This window comes from Fibrobacter sp. UBA4297, assembly GCF_002394865.1.
Taxonomy (GTDB): domain Bacteria; phylum Fibrobacterota; class Fibrobacteria; order Fibrobacterales; family Fibrobacteraceae; genus Fibrobacter.
The window spans coordinates 116,657-138,142 of record NZ_DGUZ01000002.1; the positions used below are offsets into that span (position 1 = coordinate 116,657).

The 21,486-nt window shown below is 46.4% G+C and carries 20 protein-coding genes; 14 read left to right on the forward strand and 6 right to left on the reverse strand.

All coding sequences use genetic code 11. From position 1 onward, the window contains the following. The first annotated feature begins 3 nt into the window (after window positions 1-3). The 4 genes from B3A20_RS01435 (at window position 4) to B3A20_RS01450 (ending at window position 10,391) form a co-directional block, all read left to right on the forward strand. Complete coding sequence (locus tag B3A20_RS01435; protein ID WP_290761061.1) at window positions 4-3,735, forward strand: exodeoxyribonuclease V subunit gamma; 3,732 nt, start codon at window positions 4-6, stop codon at window positions 3,733-3,735. A gap of 2 nt (window positions 3,736-3,737) precedes the next feature. After that, complete coding sequence (locus tag B3A20_RS01440) at window positions 3,738-7,478, forward strand: UvrD-helicase domain-containing protein (RefSeq protein WP_290761063.1); 3,741 nt, start codon at window positions 3,738-3,740, stop codon at window positions 7,476-7,478. A gap of 1 nt (window position 7,479) precedes the next feature. Beyond that, window positions 7,480-9,618 (forward strand): ATP-dependent DNA helicase, encoded by a 2,139-nt coding sequence (locus B3A20_RS01445; protein WP_290761065.1) that lies wholly within the window; start codon window positions 7,480-7,482, stop codon window positions 9,616-9,618. Window positions 9,619-9,689: 71 nt separating this feature from the next. Next, entirely contained in the window at window positions 9,690-10,391 is a 702-nt protein-coding gene (locus tag B3A20_RS01450) for a hypothetical protein (RefSeq protein WP_290761067.1), read from the forward strand. 323 nt (window positions 10,392-10,714) lie between these two features. On the opposite strand, the gene B3A20_RS01455 is transcribed toward B3A20_RS01450, so the two are convergent. The 6 genes from B3A20_RS01455 to B3A20_RS01480 all read right to left on the reverse strand — a co-directional run bounded on the left by B3A20_RS01455 (window position 10,715) and on the right by B3A20_RS01480 (window position 15,133). Further along, window positions 10,715-11,074, reverse strand: coding sequence for a hypothetical protein (locus tag B3A20_RS01455; RefSeq protein ID WP_290761068.1), 360 nt, complete (start codon window positions 11,072-11,074; stop codon window positions 10,715-10,717). 90 nt (window positions 11,075-11,164) lie between these two features. Further along, on the reverse strand, window positions 11,165-12,043 hold the full coding sequence (locus B3A20_RS01460; protein ID WP_290761070.1) for a hypothetical protein: 879 nt from the start codon (window positions 12,041-12,043) through the stop codon (window positions 11,165-11,167). Next, window positions 11,961-12,362, reverse strand: coding sequence for a hypothetical protein (locus B3A20_RS01465; RefSeq protein ID WP_290761072.1), 402 nt, complete (start codon window positions 12,360-12,362; stop codon window positions 11,961-11,963). The genes B3A20_RS01460 and B3A20_RS01465 overlap by 83 nt, the downstream gene beginning before the upstream one ends. 234 nt (window positions 12,363-12,596) lie before the next feature. Next, window positions 12,597-13,331, reverse strand: a complete 735-nt coding sequence (locus B3A20_RS01470; RefSeq protein WP_290761074.1) for a hypothetical protein — start codon at window positions 13,329-13,331, stop codon at window positions 12,597-12,599. After that, the gene (locus B3A20_RS01475) at window positions 13,328-14,665 is read right to left on the reverse strand and encodes an AAA family ATPase (protein ID WP_290761076.1); all 1,338 of its coding nucleotides are present in this window, start codon (window positions 14,663-14,665) and stop codon (window positions 13,328-13,330) included. Before B3A20_RS01475 ends, B3A20_RS01470 begins: the two co-directional genes overlap by 4 nt. A gap of 24 nt (window positions 14,666-14,689) precedes the next feature. Next, complete coding sequence (locus tag B3A20_RS01480) at window positions 14,690-15,133, reverse strand: hypothetical protein (protein WP_290761078.1); 444 nt, start codon at window positions 15,131-15,133, stop codon at window positions 14,690-14,692. Here B3A20_RS01480 and B3A20_RS01485 point away from each other — a divergent pair. The 10 genes from B3A20_RS01485 to B3A20_RS01530 all read left to right on the forward strand — a co-directional run bounded on the left by B3A20_RS01485 (window position 15,132) and on the right by B3A20_RS01530 (window position 21,442). Beyond that, window positions 15,132-15,404 (forward strand): DUF1016 N-terminal domain-containing protein, encoded by a 273-nt coding sequence (locus B3A20_RS01485; RefSeq protein ID WP_290761080.1) that lies wholly within the window; start codon window positions 15,132-15,134, stop codon window positions 15,402-15,404. The two genes, B3A20_RS01480 and B3A20_RS01485, sit on opposite strands and share 2 nt — an antisense overlap. 325 nt (window positions 15,405-15,729) lie before the next feature. Beyond that, window positions 15,730-16,107, forward strand: coding sequence for an Hsp20/alpha crystallin family protein (locus B3A20_RS01490; RefSeq protein ID WP_088660125.1), 378 nt, complete (start codon window positions 15,730-15,732; stop codon window positions 16,105-16,107). A 204-nt stretch (window positions 16,108-16,311) separates the two neighbouring features. Then, the gene (locus B3A20_RS01495; protein WP_290761084.1) at window positions 16,312-16,704 is read left to right on the forward strand and encodes a Fur family transcriptional regulator; all 393 of its coding nucleotides are present in this window, start codon (window positions 16,312-16,314) and stop codon (window positions 16,702-16,704) included. A 369-nt stretch (window positions 16,705-17,073) separates the two neighbouring features. After that, window positions 17,074-18,171, forward strand: coding sequence for a metal ABC transporter substrate-binding protein (locus tag B3A20_RS01500; RefSeq protein WP_290761086.1), 1,098 nt, complete (start codon window positions 17,074-17,076; stop codon window positions 18,169-18,171). Between the two features lie 15 nt (window positions 18,172-18,186). After that, window positions 18,187-18,825: a metal ABC transporter ATP-binding protein gene (locus B3A20_RS01505; RefSeq protein ID WP_290761089.1), complete on the forward strand. Its 639-nt coding sequence runs from the start codon at window positions 18,187-18,189 to the stop codon at window positions 18,823-18,825. 79 nt (window positions 18,826-18,904) lie between these two features. Continuing rightward, on the forward strand, window positions 18,905-19,747 hold the full coding sequence (locus B3A20_RS01510; protein ID WP_290761091.1) for a metal ABC transporter permease: 843 nt from the start codon (window positions 18,905-18,907) through the stop codon (window positions 19,745-19,747). A gap of 1 nt (window position 19,748) precedes the next feature. Next, window positions 19,749-20,177, forward strand: coding sequence for a hypothetical protein (locus B3A20_RS01515; protein WP_290761093.1), 429 nt, complete (start codon window positions 19,749-19,751; stop codon window positions 20,175-20,177). Between the two features lie 3 nt (window positions 20,178-20,180). After that, the gene (locus tag B3A20_RS01520) at window positions 20,181-20,351 is read left to right on the forward strand and encodes a hypothetical protein (RefSeq protein ID WP_290761095.1); all 171 of its coding nucleotides are present in this window, start codon (window positions 20,181-20,183) and stop codon (window positions 20,349-20,351) included. An 82-nt stretch (window positions 20,352-20,433) separates the two neighbouring features. Next, complete coding sequence (locus B3A20_RS01525) at window positions 20,434-20,979, forward strand: hypothetical protein (RefSeq protein ID WP_290761098.1); 546 nt, start codon at window positions 20,434-20,436, stop codon at window positions 20,977-20,979. 193 nt (window positions 20,980-21,172) lie between these two features. After that, window positions 21,173-21,442: a hypothetical protein gene (locus tag B3A20_RS01530; protein WP_290761100.1), complete on the forward strand. Its 270-nt coding sequence runs from the start codon at window positions 21,173-21,175 to the stop codon at window positions 21,440-21,442. The last annotated feature ends 44 nt before the right edge of the window (window positions 21,443-21,486 follow it).

Below are 21,486 nucleotides of genomic sequence, written 5' to 3' on the forward strand. Positions count from 1 at the left end.
GCCATGCTATACCTGAAATTCGCGCTGAACCTTGAAAACCTCGCCGACGAACTGATCGAGGCGGTATCCAAAGCATGGAAAAACCCGTTTGAAGCCCCGGCCGTCCTATTCCCGGACCCGAAACTAGAGCAGTGGTTCAGGCTGAAATGGGTACAGAAAAAGAAGTCCCTTGTCGGGTTCAATTCGATGATGATCGACCGTTTCCTCATGGAAATCCTCATCGGCGACGATCCGCACAAGCAAAAGCTGAATTCCGACATGCTCCGGAACGTGATTCTCGCGTATCTCGTCAAGGAGACAAACGGCACGCCGAACTACATGCAAATGGATGACGAAGTCAAGCGCTATCTGGTGATCAATGGAGCGCTCGACGAAACGCACCTTTTTGATTTTGCAAGCAAGATGGCTTCGCTGTTTTTGGAATACGAAACAAGCAGACCGAGCGATTTTATTCGCGGACTGGATGGCAAATCGGCGCCGGGCATTCTCGACAAGTGGAAGCAAGGGCAATTGGATGACTTTTTTGGTAAGGCAAACCACGACATCGCAAAACGCGAAGCCTGGCAGCGAAAGCTATACTCCGCCATTTTCCACGCCCACGACGGAAAGCAATCGTTACTTTCTGAAGTTTTCGAAAACGAAGCGAAGCGCAAGGGTATTGAACGCACGGAATACATGACAATTCCGTACCTCTACATTGCATGCCAAGATGATAAAGGCAATGTCACATTCCACACGGAACACACGGGCAACACGCCGCTATTCATTTTTGGTCTTGGCGGCATGGGCCAGTTCTACCGCGTGATTTTGCAGAAGTACGCCGAAACGCACGACGTTTACGCCTACATCCAGAACCCCTGTATGGAATTCTGGGAAGACACTTCAACTATCCACAACCAAAACGCCAACATCCACCGAAACTGGATTTCGCGCAGTGGACAGTGGAGCGACAAGAGCGGGAACATCGAAAATGTCCGTGCAAAGATGTCTGTCGGCATTTCGGATGCGGGCGAAAGCAACGACATCGATGACATTCCCGAATACACAAGCGCAGAAGCGGAAGCCGAAAATACGCTGCTCTGCAACTGGGGACGTTCCGGCCGCGACAACATCAAACTCTGGTGCCAAGCCGCCAATTACGATTTCGACTTCAGCACAAGCGGTCGCAGCGACAAGTCGAGCGATGAAATCAGCGATGCAAGCGAACTCCCGCACGACACCCTTTTGCACAAGGTACAGTACGCGATTGCAAACCGCATCAACACATTGCCTGACTTTGCCGCAAGCGATTGCAAATCAAAAGATTTTAGCCTTGATGTGACGGCTGCACCGACCAAGATTCGCGAAGTCGAAGCGCTCCACACCAGCATCTGCAAGCTCATGCAGGAAGGCGCACGAGTGAACGACATTCTCGTCGTATCGCCTGCGCTAGACGATTACCGCACCGCCATCAAGACGATTTTCGACCAAACTCCCGAAAGGAAAAAGTACGCTAGCGAAAACAACAGGGACGGATTTTTGCACATTCCGTTTGCGATTGTCGATTCACCTGCCAGAAGTTCGCAGACCGAAAATGTACTGGACAACTTGTTCTCGATTTTGGAACAGGGAACCATTACACGCCCGACATTCTTTGCGCTTTTGCGCAATCCGGTCGTGCAGCAGACGCGCCACATCAGCGAAGACGATGTAAACAATTGGGAAAGCTGGATTGAAGAGACGAACGTCTATCGCGACCGCGAGCACAAAAAAGAAGACTGGCTCGGAGGCGTTCGCCGATTGCTCCTTGCAAAAATGACGAAGAATCCCGTTGCATTTTCACACGGGGATTCTAGCGAAACGCTCATGCCGTATGCAGACATGGCAACAAGCGACAGCCGCTCGCTTTGCAAGTTTGTGGAATGCATCGAATCGCTCAAAAAGTGGATGAAATTCGCGGGCTATGACGGGAATTACGAAATTTCGAGCGAAAAAAAAGTTGCGGACCTCAACAAGCTCAGTGATTTTATCAGCGAATGGATCACGATGTCTGGCGCACCCGACGGTTTCGCCAGCGAAACGATTATCGTCAACAACGTGATGCAGGCCATCGAAGGTCTCCGCAACCAGATGGATGCCGGGCTCGAAAGCATCTCGTGGAAGGTCGTCAAGCAGACGCTTCTCACCGCCGCACAGTCCTCCGCTTACAGCTGCGGAACGCTTTTCGTCAACGGCATCACGTTCATGAACTTCATCCCGAACCGCATTATCCCTGTAAAGCACTTGTTCTTTATCGGTGGCGATTCCATGAATTTTCCGGGTGCAAAACAGCACAACACGCTAGACCTCCGCAAGTCTTGCCGCCCGTGGCCGGGCGACGATTCGCCTATTGCCAAGCGACGTTACGCGTTCCTCTGCCAGCTCATGAGTACAAGCGAAAGTTTCCACGTGAGCTACGTGAATCAGGACATCCGCAAGGATGCCGAACTTTACCCGACATCCGTTGTGAACGATATCCGAAAGTTTTTGGTCAACGCTATTAATCGCGATAAGAACGGTGGCACATCTAACAATGGAGAAAAGAATGGCGCGCCCGCTGAGAAAATCGGACTTTCCGATGCATGGCCCGAAAACAAGATTTCGCTGGATGAAACCCGAGACTTTACGGAACTTTTCACGCAAAAGAGCCTCCGCAACAAGCGCGCATTCTTAAACATGATGCAAGACGGATTTGCCCACGTGAATCCCGCAACGGGCGCCATGCAATCTGCGGACGAAAACATCGCCTTCAAATTGCCCGAGCGCGTACCGCTGTACATGCTCAGCGACTTTTTGAAAGACCCGTTCGAATTCCGCATCAGCCAAATGCTTGCCGCCTCCGAATCTGACGACCCAGAAAAGGAACTGTTCGAGCCGATTCATTTTGAACCGCTACAAAAGAGCGAACTTCTCAAGATGATGGTTGCCGCAGAGCTTTCGCACAAGTCCGAAGAGCTTGAAAAATTCAAGAAGGAATCCGCGCTTAAAGGCAACATGCCCGACGGCATCTTCGGAGAAAAACTTCTCGCCGAAATGGAATCGCAAAAGAACTTGATTCTTGCCAAAATGGGAGAAAATCTCGTTTCACAAATCAAAGAATCCTGGAGCTATCAAGCAAAAATTCAGGACATTCAAATGGACCGCGGAACCGACAGCAAGTGGACTCTTTCGGGAACGCTCGACTGGTGCAATAGCGAAAATCTCGACAACATTTCCGAGATGATTTCTGTTTCTTCGTCTTACAGCAAGACGACTTTAGACAAGTTCTTATCTCCTTACGTCAAGGCGCTAGCCGTCATTGCCCAGAGAGCAGGCTCTATTGATGCCAATGCAGAACAAACTGTAAAAATTTCCATTTACAACACCGACTCTACCGCAGAACCGACAACAGCGACAGTCTCCATGACACCGCAAAAGGCAACCGAGACTTTGCAAGAAATCTATACCGCAGCATTCGGTAACGAAACAGAGCGTCCCTATTCCAAGGCCGTTCCCGCCAGTTTACTCGACACGCCAGGCATTACAAATATCCGCGCATTCAAGGACAAACTTTTAGACTGCTGGAAATATTTCGACAAAAAGTCACTATTCGATCCCATTACCGATGTCGGTTTTGAAGCCAACAACTTTACATACCAGTGGAACGATGCGATAAAGAAAATGCGCAGCCTCATGCAAATTACAGTCTCCGAAAACACAAAGAAAAGGAAGGCATAATCATGGAAAATTTCAGTCTCCAAAAATTCGACCCTTCCAAAAGCCTTTTCATTGAAGCCTCCGCAGGCACTGGCAAAACGTACACCATCCAGTTGATGGTCGCAAAGCTTATCAGCCATGGTACACCGCTCAAGAAAATCCTCATCGTCACGTACACCGAGAAGGCCGCCGGCGAACTCAAGGACCGCATCCGCAAAAAAATTGACGAAGTCCTCGTGAGCCGCAAACTCGACAAGACTAACGAAGCAGAAAAGGAACTCGACGACGCGACACTTGCACTGTTTTCCAAAGCCTATCAAGATGTAGACAACGCCGCCATCTTCACAATCCATTCGTTCTGCCAAAAAGCGCTCAAGGAATATGCCTACGATGCAGGCAGACCGTTTGACATGTCGATGATTGACGACAGCGAAGTTCACGATCTCGTTGAACAGTTCATTCGCGACAAGTGGAGCGACAATAACGATTTCCAGTTTTTGCTCAAGACCGATTCCGCGCAGTCCATCGCTAACAAAGTTGCAACCGGCCTCGAAAACATCGTCAACGTCTATCGCGGCAGCGAAGGCGACCGCGAAATCATTCCTCTCGACAAGCCTGAGCAAATCACTTTTGGCGATACCGCTTTAAACGATGATGACATCCGCACCATCGCCGTTGCAAAAACATTTGACGATATTCTCGGCATCGCCATTTTCCGTGACGCATTTTCGACACTCGAAAAGCATCCGACTGAAAAATTTGGCAAGACTTCTAAAAATTGCATTAGCGATTTTTTAAGCACACTCAAGCTCTGGGAAAAAGACAAGACACTCTTTTCAGGAGTCTCGTTCAGGGATAGCGATTTCGTTCGCACAACATGGCCAACCGACGCTTACGAAGCATTCTTATCATTCAAAGCATTGAAAGAATTGCTCCCATCCATCAATAGCGTTTTGCTCAACAACTTCTTGATTCCGCAAGCCGCAACCGTCTTTGACGAATGGCAAAAGTACAAGACCGAAAAGAAATGCCAGTCGTTCAACGACATGATTCTCTCGGTTCACCGCGCAGCACTTGACACGAGCAAAGGCGATTCGTTGCTCAAGAGCAGGCTCCGTGCGCAATACACGTACGCCATCATTGACGAATTCCAGGACACGAACCAGTTGCAATGGGATATTTTCAGCGCCATTTTCGACAAGATTTTTGTCGTGGGCGACCCCAAGCAATCTATTTACAGTTTCCAAAGTGCCGACGTGAATGTCTATCAAAAAGCTATTCACGAAATCAAAAACGGCATGTCGCTACAGACAAATTTCAGATCTACCACGGAAATCATCTACGGCTGTAACGAGCTTTTCAAGGGTGACTTTTTCACACCGAACGAAGGAGCAACAAAACTCGTCGATTTTGAGCCATCGCTCCCGCCGCAAAACGAAAAGCAAGTCAAGGCTCCGCCTAAAATCAACGGCAATGAAGTAGCCCCCATCTGGATTAGCGAGCAAGACATCAACGAAGTCGATTTTGCGCGCGCCGCCGTTCAAAAAATCATTGACTGGTGTACTTTTGTCGATGGCAAAACCGTATTGCAAGTTTTCAAAAAAGAAGACTGCACGCAATACCGGAACGTGACTTTCAAGGACTTTGCCGTACTCGCCCGCAGCCGTAACGAAATGGACGCCATCGAAGATGCGATGCGCTCTGCAGGCGTTCCATTCAGCCGTTATAAAGACAGCAATCTTTTCAGTTGTCGTGAATGCGCCGAATGGATTGCCATTTTCAAGGCGATTAACGCGCCCGATTTTTCGGCATGGAACAGACGCCTTTTAAGCGAAGCGCTCATCACAGATTTTTTCAGAATTGCCCGCCAAGACATCCACTACGCCGAAAGCAAAGCATTCGATGACCCGAACAATCCCGTGCGTCAAAAATTAAACGCATGGACGGAACTAGCGCAAAAACGCCGTTACGCCGAAATGCTCGAACGCATTTACAGCGACACGCAAGTCGAAGAACGCTTGACCGAAATTTCGAGATTGCAGAATTTGGCAAGGCTCCGTCAAATCGGCAATTACGCCATCGAATACCTTTACAATCACAACTGTTCCATTGAAGATCTCGTGCGCCACTTGGAAGCGCTCGCGAGCTACAGCGAAAACGCCGATGATGAAGACGGAAACCTCGTCGAAAAAAGTAGCGATTACGACGCCGTGCAAGTCATGACGATTCACGCCTCGAAAGGCCTTGAATTCCCTGTCGTGATTTCTGTCGCAGGTTTCAAGGGCAAGCGCCCCGCAACAGGCCCGTTCCTTTATCATGACAACGATGAAATTCGTCTTGGCTTCAGTGAACACGCTAAGACCACACGCGAGCGCGAAGAACTTGAAGAATGGAAGCGACTCTTCTACGTCGATTTCACACGCGCATCTTCGATTCTCATGTTGCCGCGTTACGAGAAATGGAAAAATACCAAAGGCGTCAAGCCGGAATACGCATTCCTTGAAAGTTCAATCAATGGTCTCATCGAAAACGCATCGGATCTGACGACGATTTTACCGAAAACGGAAAACTGGAATCCGCAACAGCTAAGCGAAACCGTCAAGGAGCACATTTTAAAACCGCTCAATGAAAATTCTGAAATCGGAAAAGCCTTGAGCGCCGATGAAATTCGGGACAACATCATCCAGCAAAAATGCGCCATGGCAAGTTTACAAAACAAGCTCGCCGACGCAAGTATTATGCAGTATTCGTACAGTTCACTTTCGGGCAAGGCAGATTCGCCTGTAGACGCCGATGACGGGAACCGCACGAATCGCGAAGGCGAAGAAATCGCAACAGCGCGTACGTCAACGGTCCAGATTCGTGATATCGATACCGCAGCAGTCAACTGCACCATCGCAACCGATGCTTCGCTTGATTACCAGACGCATTTGAACGAGAGTGCTCACAAGTTCCCACGCGGTTCACACGCCGGTAACGCCCTCCACCGCATTTTCGAATGCACCAAGTTCCAGCAGTTCGGTCTGGAAAACAAGACGCTCGAAGACGCGCTCGCAAATCCGCAAACGAGAAACATCATTGAAGAAGAATTCAAACGCGAATCGCTCCCCATCTGGAATCATCGCGACGCCTGGATTGATATCGCCACGCGCTACACGTGGAATACGCTGAATGCAAGGCTGCCGGAAATCGCGGGCAGTTCCGTGCAATACGCAAAACAAGATTCCGCAGGGAACGCCAAACAAGATGCGCCGCAGACATTCGCGCTGATTGACATTCCGCTAAGCGACCACAAGCCCGAAGTACAGTTCAACCAGAACGCCACCGATGAAAGCGGCGACATTCTCAAACGTTTCTGCAAAGGCTTCATCGACTTGCTTTTCGTCCGCACCATAAACGGTCAAAAGCACTATTCCATTCTCGACTGGAAATCGGACATGCTCGAGAACAACAATTACACGCCCGAAGCGCTCAAGGAAAAAGTCGATAACGATTACTCCATCCAGCGCGTACTTTACAGCTATTGTCTGATTCAATGGCTCAAGCAGTTCTACGGCGAAGGTACAGCCGAGAACTTGAGCGAATCTGAAATTTTCGAAAAACACTTCGGCGGTATTTATTATGCATTCATTCGCGGTACCGAAGGCGGCACTCCCAAGGGAATTTACGCACAAACTTGGAATAGTTTTACCGATCTCACAAACGCCTATCAAAAAGTGAAAGACCTTATGAGCAAGCCCTCCATCGTTAAGGAGGAAAACTAAAATGGACAAGAAAATACTCGCTACAGAATCGATTGACGAATTCATCGACGCGCTTATTGAAATGCGCGGACTCGTTCCGCTTAACAAGCACTTGCTCCATCTGCTTTTTGAAATCAAGAACAACATTTCGCTCCATACGCAAAAATTCCTGACGCTATGCATGTCGCTCCTCGACGACGGCAACACGCGCGTTCCGCTGGACTCCCAGCATTTCTCCGCAATGTGGGCCCGCAAATGGAACGGCCTCGTGATGCTCCGCATCAGCACCGCCGAAGAAGACATCGACGAAAACGCATTTGCAACCGCTGACGATTTCGCAAGCATTATCGCAAACGGCATTCAAGACATCTTGACAAGCGACTTTTCTACGATCATGGAAAGCCGCGAGACCGACACCGCATCTGCCGAAGATTCGTTGAGCAAGCCGTTTATTCTCGCCAAGCGCGAAAGCGGTACGCACCTTTATTTCACCAAGCATTTCGATGCCAAATGCGTGATTGAAAAAGCGGCGAACATCTTGTTCAAAAACGGCAGCAAGCCAAGTGCCGAAGAAATTGCGCAGTGCACCGAAAAAGTCGCAAGCATCTGCAAGCCTTTCGGCGACAAGCCCTTCACCATCAAGAAGCGCCAAGCCGAAGCCATTATCCGCGGGCAAACCGAGAATCTCGTTGTCACCGGCGGCCCAGGCACCGGCAAGACTACCGTCGTTCTCTACATTCTGTGGAACTTGCTCGTAAGCCACAGCGAAATGCTCGACTGGAACATCTATCTCGCCGCCCCGAGCGGCAAAGCTGCCGACCGCATGCGTGAAAGCCTTATCGACGGTCTCGCGAGAATCCGTGACGAACAAAAGACCGACAACGAGCGCATTTTCCGCAAGCTGAACGAACTCGAAAGCAGTACCATCCACCGTCTGCTCCGATTCTCAAAAAGCACGGGCGGCTTCATGTACAATCACGAAGAGCAATTCCCCAAGAATTCCATCTTCGTCATTGACGAAGCGAGCATGATCGACATCGAAATGTTCGCCGCACTTCTCGAAGCCATCCCTGAAGGCGCACGTATCTTTATTCTCGGTGACCCGTTCCAGCTCCCGTCTGTTGATTCCGGCGCCGTTCTCGGCGAAATTTTGAAAGTGCAATCCGGCAAGGATTTTTCCGTCAAGCTCAACGAATCCAACCGATTTGACGACCGTTCAAACATCGGCAAACTCGCCGCAGAAATCAAGGAAGTCGCCGAAAGCAAGGATAACAGCAAGTTCGTTCCGCACAAATTTGCAAGTGGCGACGCATCTAGCGATTTTGACGCATCCACCAATGAAATTGCGCACAGCCTCGACGAATCGGGAAACGCCACGACTTTTAAAGACAAAGTTTTTTACAGAAAGCTCGAAACAGACACCCCGCTCACGAAAAAAGAAGAAGACAAGCGCATCGAATCGTTCATTGCCGAATGGTCCCGCGACTTTGCAAAACTCCCCGAGCTCGCCGAGCAAATCAACCCGCAACGCACCGGCACCGAAGCAGATGACCCCGACCACAGCGAAACCGCCCGACGCAATCAAATCTGGCAACTTTCGCTAACAAAGCGAATCCTCTGCGCTGAACGACGTGGCCTCCGCGGCATTGAAAACATCAATAAAAAAGTTTGTTCTAAAATAAAAAGCCTTTGGCGCGCTAAAAAGAAATCGCAAGGAGAAGCCGTCCAATGGGATGACTCCGGCTACTTCCCGGGTCAACTCCTCATCATCACGCGAAACCAGGAAATGTTCAAGCTCTATAACGGCGACACGGGAATCGTCGTCTTCGACGGCAACACCCCCTGCCTCATGCTCAAAAAAGCGCCACCCCAGGGCAGCGAAAGAACCCGTGACGATTTTGTCTTCTACCCGCTCTCAGTCCTCCCCGAAGATTCCATCACCACAGCGTTTGCCATCACCATCCACAAGTCGCAAGGCTCCGAGTACAAACACGTCACCATGTTCCTGCCGACCAAAATCGGCCACCCCCTCCTCACCAACCAAATCATTTACACAGGCATCACACGCGCCAAAGAGAGCGTCACCATCATCGCAAACGACGACACATTCAAAGCCGCCGTCACGACCGTCAGCGAGCGCGACACGGGAATTTCGCTATAGTTTTACAATTCTCTGTACCTGCGCCCACATTTCTGTGTATATTTAAGTAAGAAAAAAATAAAGGAAGAAAAATGGCAACAATCAAAGAACTCAAAGCAAATGGCGCCCCGCGTTTCAAAGTCCCGGGCAAAGAAGAAATCTACGACGCATTCGACCAATTTCTTGCGGAGAACTTCCTCGGCGAAACCGTCGAAGCCATCCCTGCAGCACCGGCCAACGGCGAATTCGCCCCGCAGGCAGTCGCCCTCTACGCCATCGCGAACACCGGCAAAGGCAACGCAGGACTCTGGAAAGCAGGCACCGGCACGTCCCCCAAGAACTGGGACCTCAGCTTTTTGCAGGGCATCCTGAACCAGTTCTCCACCCTCCCGGCAGCCACCCGCGGCAAGACTGTTTCCGAAATCAAGGAACAGCTCGAAGACTTCGCCTCCAAGAAGTTCGCAAAGAACCCCGCAAACGCCCGTAACGGACTATTGCACCTCTGCAACCCGAACATCTACGCCCCGATTTATTCATTTGCAGATAAACTTGCAATTTGCAAGGAACACTCACGCTTGCTCGAAGACTTCAAGCTTTCGAACCGTTGGGATAGCGGCCTCTTGAAACTCAAAGTTTTCCGCAAAGACGGCTACGTCGCCATCCAAACAGACGAACAACTCTGCTGGATTTTTGACAAACTCTCGACCATGCATAAAATCGAAGACGAAGAATTCGAACAATTCATGAAGAACTACTTCACCGCTCCAAAAAAGAGCACCGCAAAGAAGAAGTAAGTAATTACAAAGTCATCATTCTCTCATGTCATGCCCGCCTCCGAGCGGGCATCTCCTTTAGATTTTTAGACGACTTCAAGTTTTTTTTCCTTTTTAAGGTCACTACGGGCGTTCCCCGGCCCAAGTTCCCTGAGCCTGCCGATATATGATACTTGGCAACTTATTGCCTTAGTAGAGTTAGGTTCGAAGGAGCAGGCCGGGTCGGGCTATATTGTAAGGCGCCCCGTGCGCACCCAGTGCGCCCGCGCCACTTTTGCAACGGCGCCACGCTACGCGCGTCTCCGCCCCAAGGGGTCACTATCCCTAACGCGAATGCGGTATTGTTATAGTTTTAGTGATTCTTCTTCCCAACCGGGATGGCGGCGTAATTCGTCATCTTCCCAAATTTCACTTGGCTGAAGATAGAATACCTCACATCCGGCATCTTCCACTTTACTGCGAATGATTCGGTAATCGTCTGTAGCACCCACTTCAGAAGCATCAACAATCTTTCGTTCCAATGCAAGAATAAGGCATTTCGAAGTTTCCGCCGAACGGAATACGCGTCCCACAAACGATCGGAAATTGTCGTCAACAAACCGTTTTAATCGTTCCTGATAATCTGCACTTTCCCAATTTGGCAAATACAACGCCCAGAAGTAATATTTTTCATCTAAAAGCGTCAAAAAATTTTTGCGGAACATTCCACGAGCTCTCTTCTTGAATTCCTCACGAAGGCTTGAGCGCTTTGAAGTGTAAGCTTTGAGTGCATACAAGAAGTTCACGTTATAGACTTACAGCAGAAGCGTATCGCGGTCAAAAAGACGGTTCGCAAAATGACGGTTACGTTCATCCCACAAATCCACATCATCTTTCTGTATTAAATCCTTATTTTCTGGGTCAGGACTTTGCCTGAAATACGGTTCCTTGAACTGCGTTTCCTCTTTATAACCGGGAATCTCGCCGCGAATAAAGAAGTTCGGCGTGACACTATAACCTTCAGTCAATTCATCGCGGTAACGCATCAGGCTTTTATCAGAACCTTTCGCCAGCAAGTCATTAACGTTGTACTGAATGATGTTCCGGGCATAAGTAAACTGTTTATGGAGCGAAGATCCAATAATATCGCTTCCGTCCTTGTAATACTTGCTGTCGCCAATAAACCAAATCTTCTGATTTTCATCGGCAAAAATGAGCTGGCGATCCTTGTAAAGATGATCAACTTCCTTACCATCTTTCTGCGATTTAAGGTATTCCATCTGCTCGGGCAATTCATCGCCTACAAGTTTGTCAATCATCGCCTTGAAAACAATGTTGTACTTACTCGTAAGCAGGTATTCGCTTTCGAAATCATTTGCACTGAAATTGGCACCCCACTTAAAAAATGCCTTCACAATATTGTACAATTTCAGAAACCTGTCAGCAAAGTACTTGTGCTTTATGCGGCGCAGTTCCACAAGTCCACGATGCCCCAATAAGCGACGAAATCCGTTCACACGAATCGGTGCGTAGAATTCCGATTTTGGCATCTTGAAACCGAAGGTCTCCTCGATGTAGTTCATCGCCGAAAAGAATAGCACCAAAAGGCGGTCATCCAAATCGAAAACTTTTTTCTTGTTTTCGAGTTCCATGTAAATCGGCGTATCGCCCTGCGAACGGCTGCGTATGCGCAACCGTACGGCGCCAATCTATGCGATTATTGCCGCTGTGCTTGTTCTTGGCGGTAAACACGAACAAATTACGATTTTTAGCATAAAACAGCTTCATCGCATTCATTACATCGATGAGCGTAGAAGCCTGCTTGTCGCTGCCAAATTTACGAGCATCCGGGGCTTCAATATTTTTGCCGCTTGGGTGTGCTTTCCGGTATTGGGCGATTGAAGAGCATACCCACATCGAAAGATTCGCCAAGAAATCCTTGGGAGCATCGTCTAAAGCAAAATCTTCGTTTGTTTTGAGCTCATTGCCAAATGCGGTTTTAGCCTCATCCATGAAGACCTTGGGCAACACAAATACAATGTTATCCGACGCATTATCAACAGTTTTTTAGGCGACTTGTTGTAAAAGTACCCTACGCCATCCAATTTGCAGTCACGCCCCACAAAACCATTGGGCAACCCCTTGAAACGCCCCACACTATCGGTCGGGAGCACCTTCTTAAGGTAATCCAAGGAGTAAGAAAACTGTTCAAAGAGGAAAATCAATATAGGCTACATTTCCAGTGTTTCAAGTAGGATCTGCTTGTCCTGGATTTCTGTCTAAAGGCTCATAACCATTAGCGGCATCAAAACAATTCGCTGCAGTGCCCGCAAATGAATCTATTAATTTTTTCCGAACAGCATCATACCCGCGAAACACGGTAAACCAAATAGACCAATGACCATATCCTCGCACAAGATCAACAATTGTATCAACATCAACCTTCCCTGCATTATATTTCGTAAGGTATTTCTCTGCTAAATCCCATGATTTTGATCGGTTCTGCCATCTTTTGTCTGCAGGAGTTGATGTTGCTGGACCTTTATCTAAACAAACCAGATTTAACAAACTTGTTGCATTAGCATATGCAATTCCGTTCAACGCAGGATTTACAACGACGACACCCCCCTTCTTATATAAAAAACTTTTGAAAGTATTATTTTTGTGTGGGAAATGGCAACCCATTGGAGGAACTTTCTCACCTTTATTTGCAGCTCCATTACAAGCGGCACAAGACAGTAAAAAATTACTCCATTTAGTTTCTAAATGGGCATATTGAGGATTACCTTTGGGATAAACATGTTCTACATGTTCCGCTGCAGGTTCTTGTAAATGTAACTCACAGTAGGAGCAGAACTCATTTAAATTTGCAACAAGGTGTCCTTTCGCTTCGCCATATGGAGTATAATCAGTTTGTATAGTCTCTTGTTGACCATTTACAACAACTTGATTCCCAGGATTTAATTTTTCTACAGGCCTCACGTAGATTTCCTTTCTGCTTTTAGCAATGCTATATATGCAGGATCATCTGAAAATTCTTCTTCAAGTTTTTTCAGTTCTTCATCCTTTTCAACATCTTTTCCATTTTTTATGAGCTGATAAAAATTTTCAGCCTTTTCTATCATTTCATTAAACTTCGCACTTCTTATTGTTTCCTTATCCATTCCCATACGGCGTATTGCAATTTCTTCAAGACTTTCTTTTTGTGGACTTCCATCAACATTGGCATATTCATCCAAAGAGATCAATTCTTGCTGAGATACACTTTGAATTATAAATGGAGAGTGCGTTGTCACAATAAATTGAATATTTGGAAACGCTTTTCGTAAATCGGCCAATACATGTCGTTGCCATTTAGGATGCAAATAAATATCAATTTCATCTATCAATACAATTCCTGGAGTTTCCAATATTGCGTTTTCACCAAGAAAACCATTCAACTCAATACATCTATGTGCAATTTCCGACACGACATTCATCATCGCTTTAAAACCATCACTCATTTGAGAAAAACGATGGCGTTCTATATATCGATTATCAGTTTCAATAAAAGCTTCAATTTCACCATAAGCCCAATTTATATCAACGTCATAAATGGAAGGTATCGCAGTTACCAGGGCATTAACGAAAGCCTCTCGCGTTCCTTTAAATTCTTTTTCTTCTAAAATGTTCTTTCCAGCTTCGACAAACCAATTATACGCACCAACAAAATCAACTCTATCCATTAAAGCAGCTTTATACGCGCGTTCAAGTCGGGTCATTCTTTCTTTTGTTGCCCTTGTCGTGCGAACTTGAGAAGCAAGTCTATTTGTTCCAAAAGATAATACCAACGGTAATATTGATTCTTTTGTATAATTCGTTTTGAAATTTTCTTCCAATTTACGTTGCTGCATTACTGTATGAACCAATTCCTGCAATCGTCCCACACTCGCTCTACTATTGGAAGTAGTTGATCCAACTAGTTCACGATACCAAGACAAATGACCATCATCAAAGGAAGAATCAACAGAAACTCGAGTCACTCCTTGACTCGGTTTATATCCCTTTGCAAAGGAGTCAAAAGGACTATAGCGTTCATCTTCTTGTATTTGCCTTCTAAAATGTTTATTTGCAGGTAATTCATCAATACATTGTAAAATGGCACCTAAAGCAACTTGAATACCATTTAAGACCGTAGTCTTGCCACTGGTATTATCTCCTGCAAGGACAGTTAAGGGATAAAAATCATGCTCCCAATACTGAAAACCCATAAAGTTTTCGAGTTTTATGTGTTTTACCAAAGGTTCCTTTTTATCGCTATAGAAGTAGTAGTGCATAAAAGAAAAATAAAAAAAAAAAAATTAAAGCGTTTTACCAATTTTTGTTTTAGTCAATTTCAAGTTTAACTCCATGAAATTTTTAAGGATTTCTGCATATTTGCGCATTTCAGAATCTTTCTTATAGAGGTCTTGGAAGGTAAAAAAATTTCCATTCTCTGATTCACGAAAGAACGAACCGTTCTTGTGATCGTCCTTGCAGACTTCATTCCAAAGGTAGAACATCACCTTACCCAAGAAACGATCTTTCGAAATTACATTGCCGTTATCGGGCTTGATGAAGAATTCACCAAGCTGTTTGTCTTCAGATTCAGTGAGAGCGAGAATTTTCCCGTTGACCGTCTCGACGAACGTTTGCCAGGAATACAGAGAACCATCGATGTCGATTTGGAAATTGGCAGCATCCTTACCATCGAAACTTATAGGCACATAAGTCCAATCGAAACGGCGTTTGAACGCACTGTCCATGGTTGTTGCAGAATTAGACAAAGTTAATTTTAATCAATCTAACAGAGGCATGCCCACGATTTTTGCCGGAATTCCTTGGGGACACCACGTTGCAATTATCACCAAATGCAAGTCTGCAAAAGAAGCTTTATTTTACATTGAAAAGACTATAGAACAGGGAATGAGCCGAGCCGCTTTAATGAACGGCATCAAAGCCGATCTTTACAGCCACCAAGGCAAAATTGTCCATAAGAAGTACACTCAACAAAACGGCTCATCCAGAAAAAAGTGAAAAAAGAATAAGCCCCACCCCATTTCAATTTGATCCACCGGACGTTTCACGCACGAAACACAGGGCGTTTCGCGATGAAATACTGCGCTGAGCAAATCGCAAAAAACAGCCTTTGCCCGAGATTTTTCGCATTTAAGCCCACCCCAAATTGTTGTTTTTGAGCGAATTTCGGCATTTTTCGAGCCGCAATCACAAATTTTCAAAGAAATTTCTGCGCGAAGCGCGCTTTTAAAAAAAAGTTGGCACGGCTTTAGCTTAAAGTAGGGTGTAAAACAAAAGGGCCAACGGTAAACGCCGAGCCCGCAACAAAAAAGAGGTTAAAATTATGATGAACACACAGATTCTTCCGAACGCTTTCTATGGTATCCAGAATTTCATTGACAGCTTGAACGCCGCAAACGCAAAGTGCGAAGGCACCTACACGCCAAAGGCCGACTACTACGAAACCGAAGGCGGCTTTGCTCTTGAAGTCGAACTTCCGGGCGTCAAGAAAGAAGACATGGACATCCAGGTCGAAAAGAATATCTTGACCGTCAAGGCGACCCGCGCACGCAAGGACGAAAAGTTCACTTACGAACGTAGCTTCCGCTTGGCAGACGATATCGATACCGAAAACATTAAAGTCTCCTTGGAAAACGGTATCCTGAAATTCGACCTTACCAAGAAAGCTCAGGCTGCAGCCCGCAAAATTACCATTGCCTAACGGCAATCGGGCTAGCGCCTCGTGCTGAAAAGCACATTAAGCAAGCAATTTTTCATACAACTCCTCCTTAGAACAAAGAAATTCCCGGCAGAGATGCTGGGAATTTTTTATTGCCAAAAAAAGATTTTTGTACTATATTTAAATTTGCAAATGATTTGCAAATTGACTTTACATGCAATTTGCGTAACAGCAAACGAGGCTAAAGTGGAATACAAGACGCAAACGCGACAAATGATCATGGATCTTATCGCCAAGAATCCCGATAGGATTTTCAGGGCTTCCGAGATTGCGCGCGCCTTGCCAAACATTTCGCCAAGCACCATCTACCGCAATCTTTCTCGTCTCGAAAAATCGAACATAGTGCAAATTGTGGGCGCAGAGGTGAACAACGAGCTCCAATATCGCTATACAGGACCCGGTCGCTGTGAATCAAAGATGCATCTCGTCTGCAAAGATTGCGGCAAATTTTTCCATTTAGAAGGCCCCGCGCTTCGACTTCTCAAGCATTCCATTTCACGTTTAAACGGTTTCATTCTTGACCAGCAGCAATCGGTTTTGCTCGGTCATTGCGCGGCATGCAGCAGGCAAGCTAGATAGTGATTCATTCTCTGGACAGACTGATTGTCGCAATAGCGCTCTTTTATACGGAGCGCCACATTGACCATCACTGCCACGGCGAGCATTGTCACACATGCCACCATCTCCACCATTGCCTTGATTTAATTTCAAATTTCTGCTTTGAACTCATAGCGGCCCCGATTCAATTCATCTGTCGCTGTTTTCTCTTCAAGTTAGTGAAATTCGCAGTCATTACACTGCGTCCAATTACACTTGTTTCTCAAAAAATTTTACTGCTAAATTAGCAAGTTTATTAACATTAGACCGTTCGTCTAAACATTTTTCAAAGCCTCATTTGAGGCGTTTTAAACCATTCAAAAAATTTTAAATTTTTCAAACAAGGTAAAAATGAAAAAGCTTTCATTTCGTTCTTTGGCATGCACATTTTTCGCCACGGTAACATTAGCAGCAATATTCTCTGCATTCACAGCATGCAACCCTTCCGCAGAAAGCAAGACGCCAAAGGCGAACAAGCTTTCCATCGTAACAACAATTTATCCAGAATTCGCCTGGACAAAAGAAATTCTTGGGAATCTTGCCGATTCCAACAACCTCTCACTCCTCATCAAGAACGGCGTAGATTTGCACAGCTACAAGCCATCGGCACAGGATATCGCAAAGATTGCTAGTGCCGACATGGTTGTTTACGTGGGCGGAGAATCCGACGAATGGATTGAAGACGCTCTCAAGGCAACTCCCAAAAAAGGCCGCACCGAAATAAGCCTAATGAAAGTCCTCGGTAGCCGCGTCAAGCCTGAAGAAATTGTTGAAGGCATGCAAGGAGAGACGAAAGACGAAAGACGAGAGACGAGAGAAGACGCAAAAGAGGACCACGAACATGCAGAAACGCATGAATCAGACGAGCATGCCGAAGATCACGACCACCACCATCACGATGGAGAAGTTGAAAACGATGAGCACGTTTGGCTCTCGCTAAAGAATGCAGAAATCCTCGTGAAGAAAATCGCCGAAGGACTCGCAAAAATAGATTCCGTACACGCCTCTAGTTATGAACAAAACGCAACCGCCTACGTCGCAAAAATCAAGGAACTCGACAGTGAATACAGCACTGCAATCGAAAAAGCCGCACGCAAGACCGTTCTTTTCGGCGATCGATTTCCTTTTCGCTATCTGGTGGACGATTATGGTATTAAGTATTATGCCGCGTTTGTTGGCTGTTCCGCCGAAAGCGAGGCAAGTTTCGAGACTATCGCTTTTCTCGCAGGAAAAATGGACTCCGATTCGCTCCCTGCAATTTTCACCATCGAAAAAGGAAACAAAAAAATAGCAAGCGCCGTACTTACAACAAGCAAAAGCTCCAAAAACGCCGCTATTCTTACGTTGAATTCGATGCAATCTGTGACAGAACAGCAAATTGCAGAAGGTATCGACTACTTAACGATAATGCGTTCCAACCTGGACGTTTTGAAAAAAGCTCTCAACTAAAATTTTTAACAAATTATGATTTTGCTCAATTGTCACAATTTAACGCTCGGTTACGGAAGCAAAAATATTCTCAACAGTTTTAACTACGAAATCAACTCTGGAGACTATCTTTGCATTGTCGGTAGAAATGGCTGCGGAAAGACGACACTTTTGCGCGGGCTTGCAGGCATTTTACGCCCCAAATCTGGAAAAATCGAACTTTGTGACAATTTAAAGCGTAAAGAAATCGGCTACCTGCCTCAAATAACAATTGCACAAAAAGACTTTCCCGCCTCCGTCGAGGAAATCGTATTGTCGGCGTTCCAAGGCAAAAGCTTGCTATTGCCATTTTACGAGAAGGCTCTACGAGAACGAGCTAGCGAGTATTTGGCGCTAACACATACAGAAAATCTGCGAAAAGCAAGTTTCCGTGAGCTTTCTGGCGGTCAAAAGCAGCGCGTACTTTTAGCACGGGCGCTTTGCGCCGCCGAACGCCTTTTACTTTTAGACGAGCCCGTCACAGGTCTTGATCCAGATTCAACAAAGAACATGTACGACATCATCCGCGAACTCCATGAACAAAAGAGAATGACCATCGTGATGGTTACGCACGATGTCGAAGCCGCCCGCAACAACTCCACCCGAATATTGAATTTCAACGAAATAGCACAATAACGGAGATGCACGCCCAGTGGCGGGCATGACACGACTATAGCAACCTGTTTACTAACCACTAATCACTAAACACTTAGCAATGTTCGATAAACTATTCTTCTATCTAGATTTCCCTTTTGTTCGTTACGCCATCATCGTAGGGACGCTCATTTCGCTTTGTTCATCTCTGCTGGGAGTCACACTTGTACTTAAACGATATTCCTACATTGGCGACGGACTTTCTCATGTTGCTTTCGGCGCACTCGCTATCGCATCTGTTCTAAAAGTCTCAAACAACATGTTCATCATTTTGCCCGTCACCATCGTGGTTGCCATTTTGCTCCTCTGTAGGAGCAAGGATACCCGCGTCAAGGGCGATGCCGCTATCGCAATGGTTTCTGCAGGGGCACTCGCTATCGGTTATTTGCTGATGAACATTTTTTCAACATCTGGAAATGTCGCAGGAGATGTCTGCACAACGCTTTTCGGCTCTATGTCAATTTTAACGCTAACTGCCACGGATGTTTATCTATGCATAATACTTTCCACAACTGTTCTCATTACCTTTATTTTATTCTACCACAAGATTTTCGCAATCACATTTGACGAGAATTTTGCGCGGGCAACAGGCGTAAACGTTAACTTTTTCAACCTGCTCATAGCAATAATCATCGCCGTCATTATCGTGCTTGCCATGAACCTTGTCGGAGCACTCCTCGTTTCAGCACTTGTTGTATTCCCGGCGCTTTCTGCCATGCGGGTTTTCAAGAGTTTCTTTTCCGTCACAATCGCAGCGGCGAGCATTTCGGTCATCTGTTCACTTATCGGGATACTCACAGCTATTTTAGCAGGCACCCCTGCTGGCTCCACCATCGTCGCGATGGATATTAGCGCGTTCATTGTTTGCTATACGATAAACGCCATCTGTAATAGAAGAATATAATTTGTTCAGACTATTCATTGCAATATTTCTTTGCATATTTATTGCTACAGCATCTTCATTTGCCAAGGGCAACGCCCCAGCAAACCATGTCGACATAGACCTCACAAAGATGAGCAGTACCATGGTTTTCACGATGGTCTACAAAATGGTTTCCGAACCGCATAAATTTGTCGGCAAGAAAATCAAGATGAAAGGAATTTTTTCAAGCTATTACGATGAAACGGTAGATCGTCGCTTTTTCGGATGCATCATCAAGGACGCTCTCGCCTGTTGTTCACAAGGACTCGCCTTTGAAAGCGCTTTACCCCGGAAATTTCCTAGCGAATATCCCAAAGAAGGGTCTGAAATCACAATCATCGGAACTTTTGAATTCGAAAAAGACGAAGACGGCATCGGATTCCCCATTATACAAAACGCTCTCCTTTTTTAGCTAATGAATCACTTTTCTCTCATGCGCAAGTTCATCATCGTGCTTTTAGCAGCATGCCTTTTGGACATTGCCGAGCATCACCACGATGATTTTGAGGAGCACGAAGACTGTCCCATTTGCGCACTGATTCACGATGGTTTCGATTACGACAACATCACAACACAAATACCCTAACAGCAACAATCTTCTAGGCGTCTAGATTTACACCTCGCTAGACGTCTAGAAGTGATATACCCATTTAAAAAGGTCATTACAAATGAAGAAATTTCAATTTTTGGCTCTTGCCATTTTCGCATTCCTCTTCGCCGCTTGTGGCGACAGCAATTCCACCTCCACCGAACAGCACGAGCACTTCGATGTCGAAGGCTGGAAACTCAATTCCGCAGAATGGGAACCGCTCTACAGCGTTTACCGTGGCAAGGAAGATTCTAAGCTTCCGGGACTTAAAGTCAACGCCAACTGTATGAGCGCCCACATTCACATCAAATTCATCGACGATGACAACAAGGAAATCGCAGGTCCGAAGGATGACGAGCACACCCTCGGCTGGGAAGTCGGTGATGACAAGATTCTCGACATCGAATGGGAAGGCGGATGGGGATTCCACCTCAAGGGTCTTAAGGAAGGTGAAACGACATTAATCCTTAAGGTCAAGCATCACGACCATGCCGATGCAAAGACGCCCGAAATCAAGGTCACCATCGAAAAAGCTTTAGATGCAGACAAGTGCCCATTCCAAGAAGATGAAGAAGAAGGCAAAGAACACGATTACGAACATGAACACGAGCATGATCATGAATAACACCCTTTTTAGGGCTGCCATGGGGGCCTCCTTTTAGGAGGCTTCCTTCATTTTTCGTTTGCCCAGGAATTTATTCAGGATTTAGGCAATTCGACCATTGTAGACGAACAATCTAGTGAAATAATTTTAGATGGGCTCCGCAAAGACGAAGTTTTAAAAGACGAAAAGCTCGACCGCAAAATTTCAACAACCATTGCAGAGACAATTAAAAACGAGCCCGACATCGCCATACGCTCCATGGGCCCCGCCGCCCGCAAACGCAAACATTAACGGCCTTTCGATCAAAGGAGAAGTTTCAGCCCGCAACATGGGCGACATGGAAACCGCCAAGGGCACACTTAAAAATACCGAAATTGACAACAAAGGCTTTGCCGTCGGGTTCATCGGAGGCCACCCCAACGGCGTTGATATCGAGCTATTCAAGCGCGACCTGACTTTACAGGGCATCTACACGCTCCATTGAAATGGGCGGTTATGTTTTTACACCTCCAACAAATTCATACGCGG

Bases quoted from the DNA above. Each gene is read 5' to 3' on its own strand.
- B3A20_RS01435 (WP_290761061.1), top strand. From the start codon at position 4: ATGCTATACCTGAAATTCGCGCTGAACCTTGAAAACCTCGCCGACGAA.
- B3A20_RS01440 (WP_290761063.1), top strand. From the start codon at position 3,738: ATGGAAAATTTCAGTCTCCAAAAATTCGACCCTTCCAAAAGCCTTTTC.
- B3A20_RS01445 (WP_290761065.1), top strand. From the start codon at position 7,480: ATGGACAAGAAAATACTCGCTACAGAATCGATTGACGAATTCATCGAC.
- B3A20_RS01450 (WP_290761067.1), top strand. From the start codon at position 9,690: ATGGCAACAATCAAAGAACTCAAAGCAAATGGCGCCCCGCGTTTCAAA.
- B3A20_RS01455 (WP_290761068.1), bottom strand. From the start codon at position 11,074: ATGTTCCGCAAAAATTTTTTGACGCTTTTAGATGAAAAATATTACTTC.
- B3A20_RS01465 (WP_290761072.1), bottom strand. From the start codon at position 12,362: ATGGATGAGGCTAAAACCGCATTTGGCAATGAGCTCAAAACAAACGAA.
- B3A20_RS01475 (WP_290761076.1), bottom strand. From the start codon at position 14,665: ATGCACTACTACTTCTATAGCGATAAAAAGGAACCTTTGGTAAAACAC.
- B3A20_RS01485 (WP_290761080.1), top strand. From the start codon at position 15,132: ATGGTTGTTGCAGAATTAGACAAAGTTAATTTTAATCAATCTAACAGA.
- B3A20_RS01480 (WP_290761078.1), bottom strand. From the start codon at position 15,133: ATGGACAGTGCGTTCAAACGCCGTTTCGATTGGACTTATGTGCCTATA.
- B3A20_RS01490 (WP_088660125.1), top strand. From the start codon at position 15,730: ATGATGAACACACAGATTCTTCCGAACGCTTTCTATGGTATCCAGAAT.
- B3A20_RS01500 (WP_290761086.1), top strand. From the start codon at position 17,074: ATGAAAAAGCTTTCATTTCGTTCTTTGGCATGCACATTTTTCGCCACG.
- B3A20_RS01505 (WP_290761089.1), top strand. From the start codon at position 18,187: ATGATTTTGCTCAATTGTCACAATTTAACGCTCGGTTACGGAAGCAAA.
- B3A20_RS01510 (WP_290761091.1), top strand. From the start codon at position 18,905: ATGTTCGATAAACTATTCTTCTATCTAGATTTCCCTTTTGTTCGTTAC.
- B3A20_RS01520 (WP_290761095.1), top strand. From the start codon at position 20,181: ATGAATCACTTTTCTCTCATGCGCAAGTTCATCATCGTGCTTTTAGCA.
- B3A20_RS01525 (WP_290761098.1), top strand. From the start codon at position 20,434: ATGAAGAAATTTCAATTTTTGGCTCTTGCCATTTTCGCATTCCTCTTC.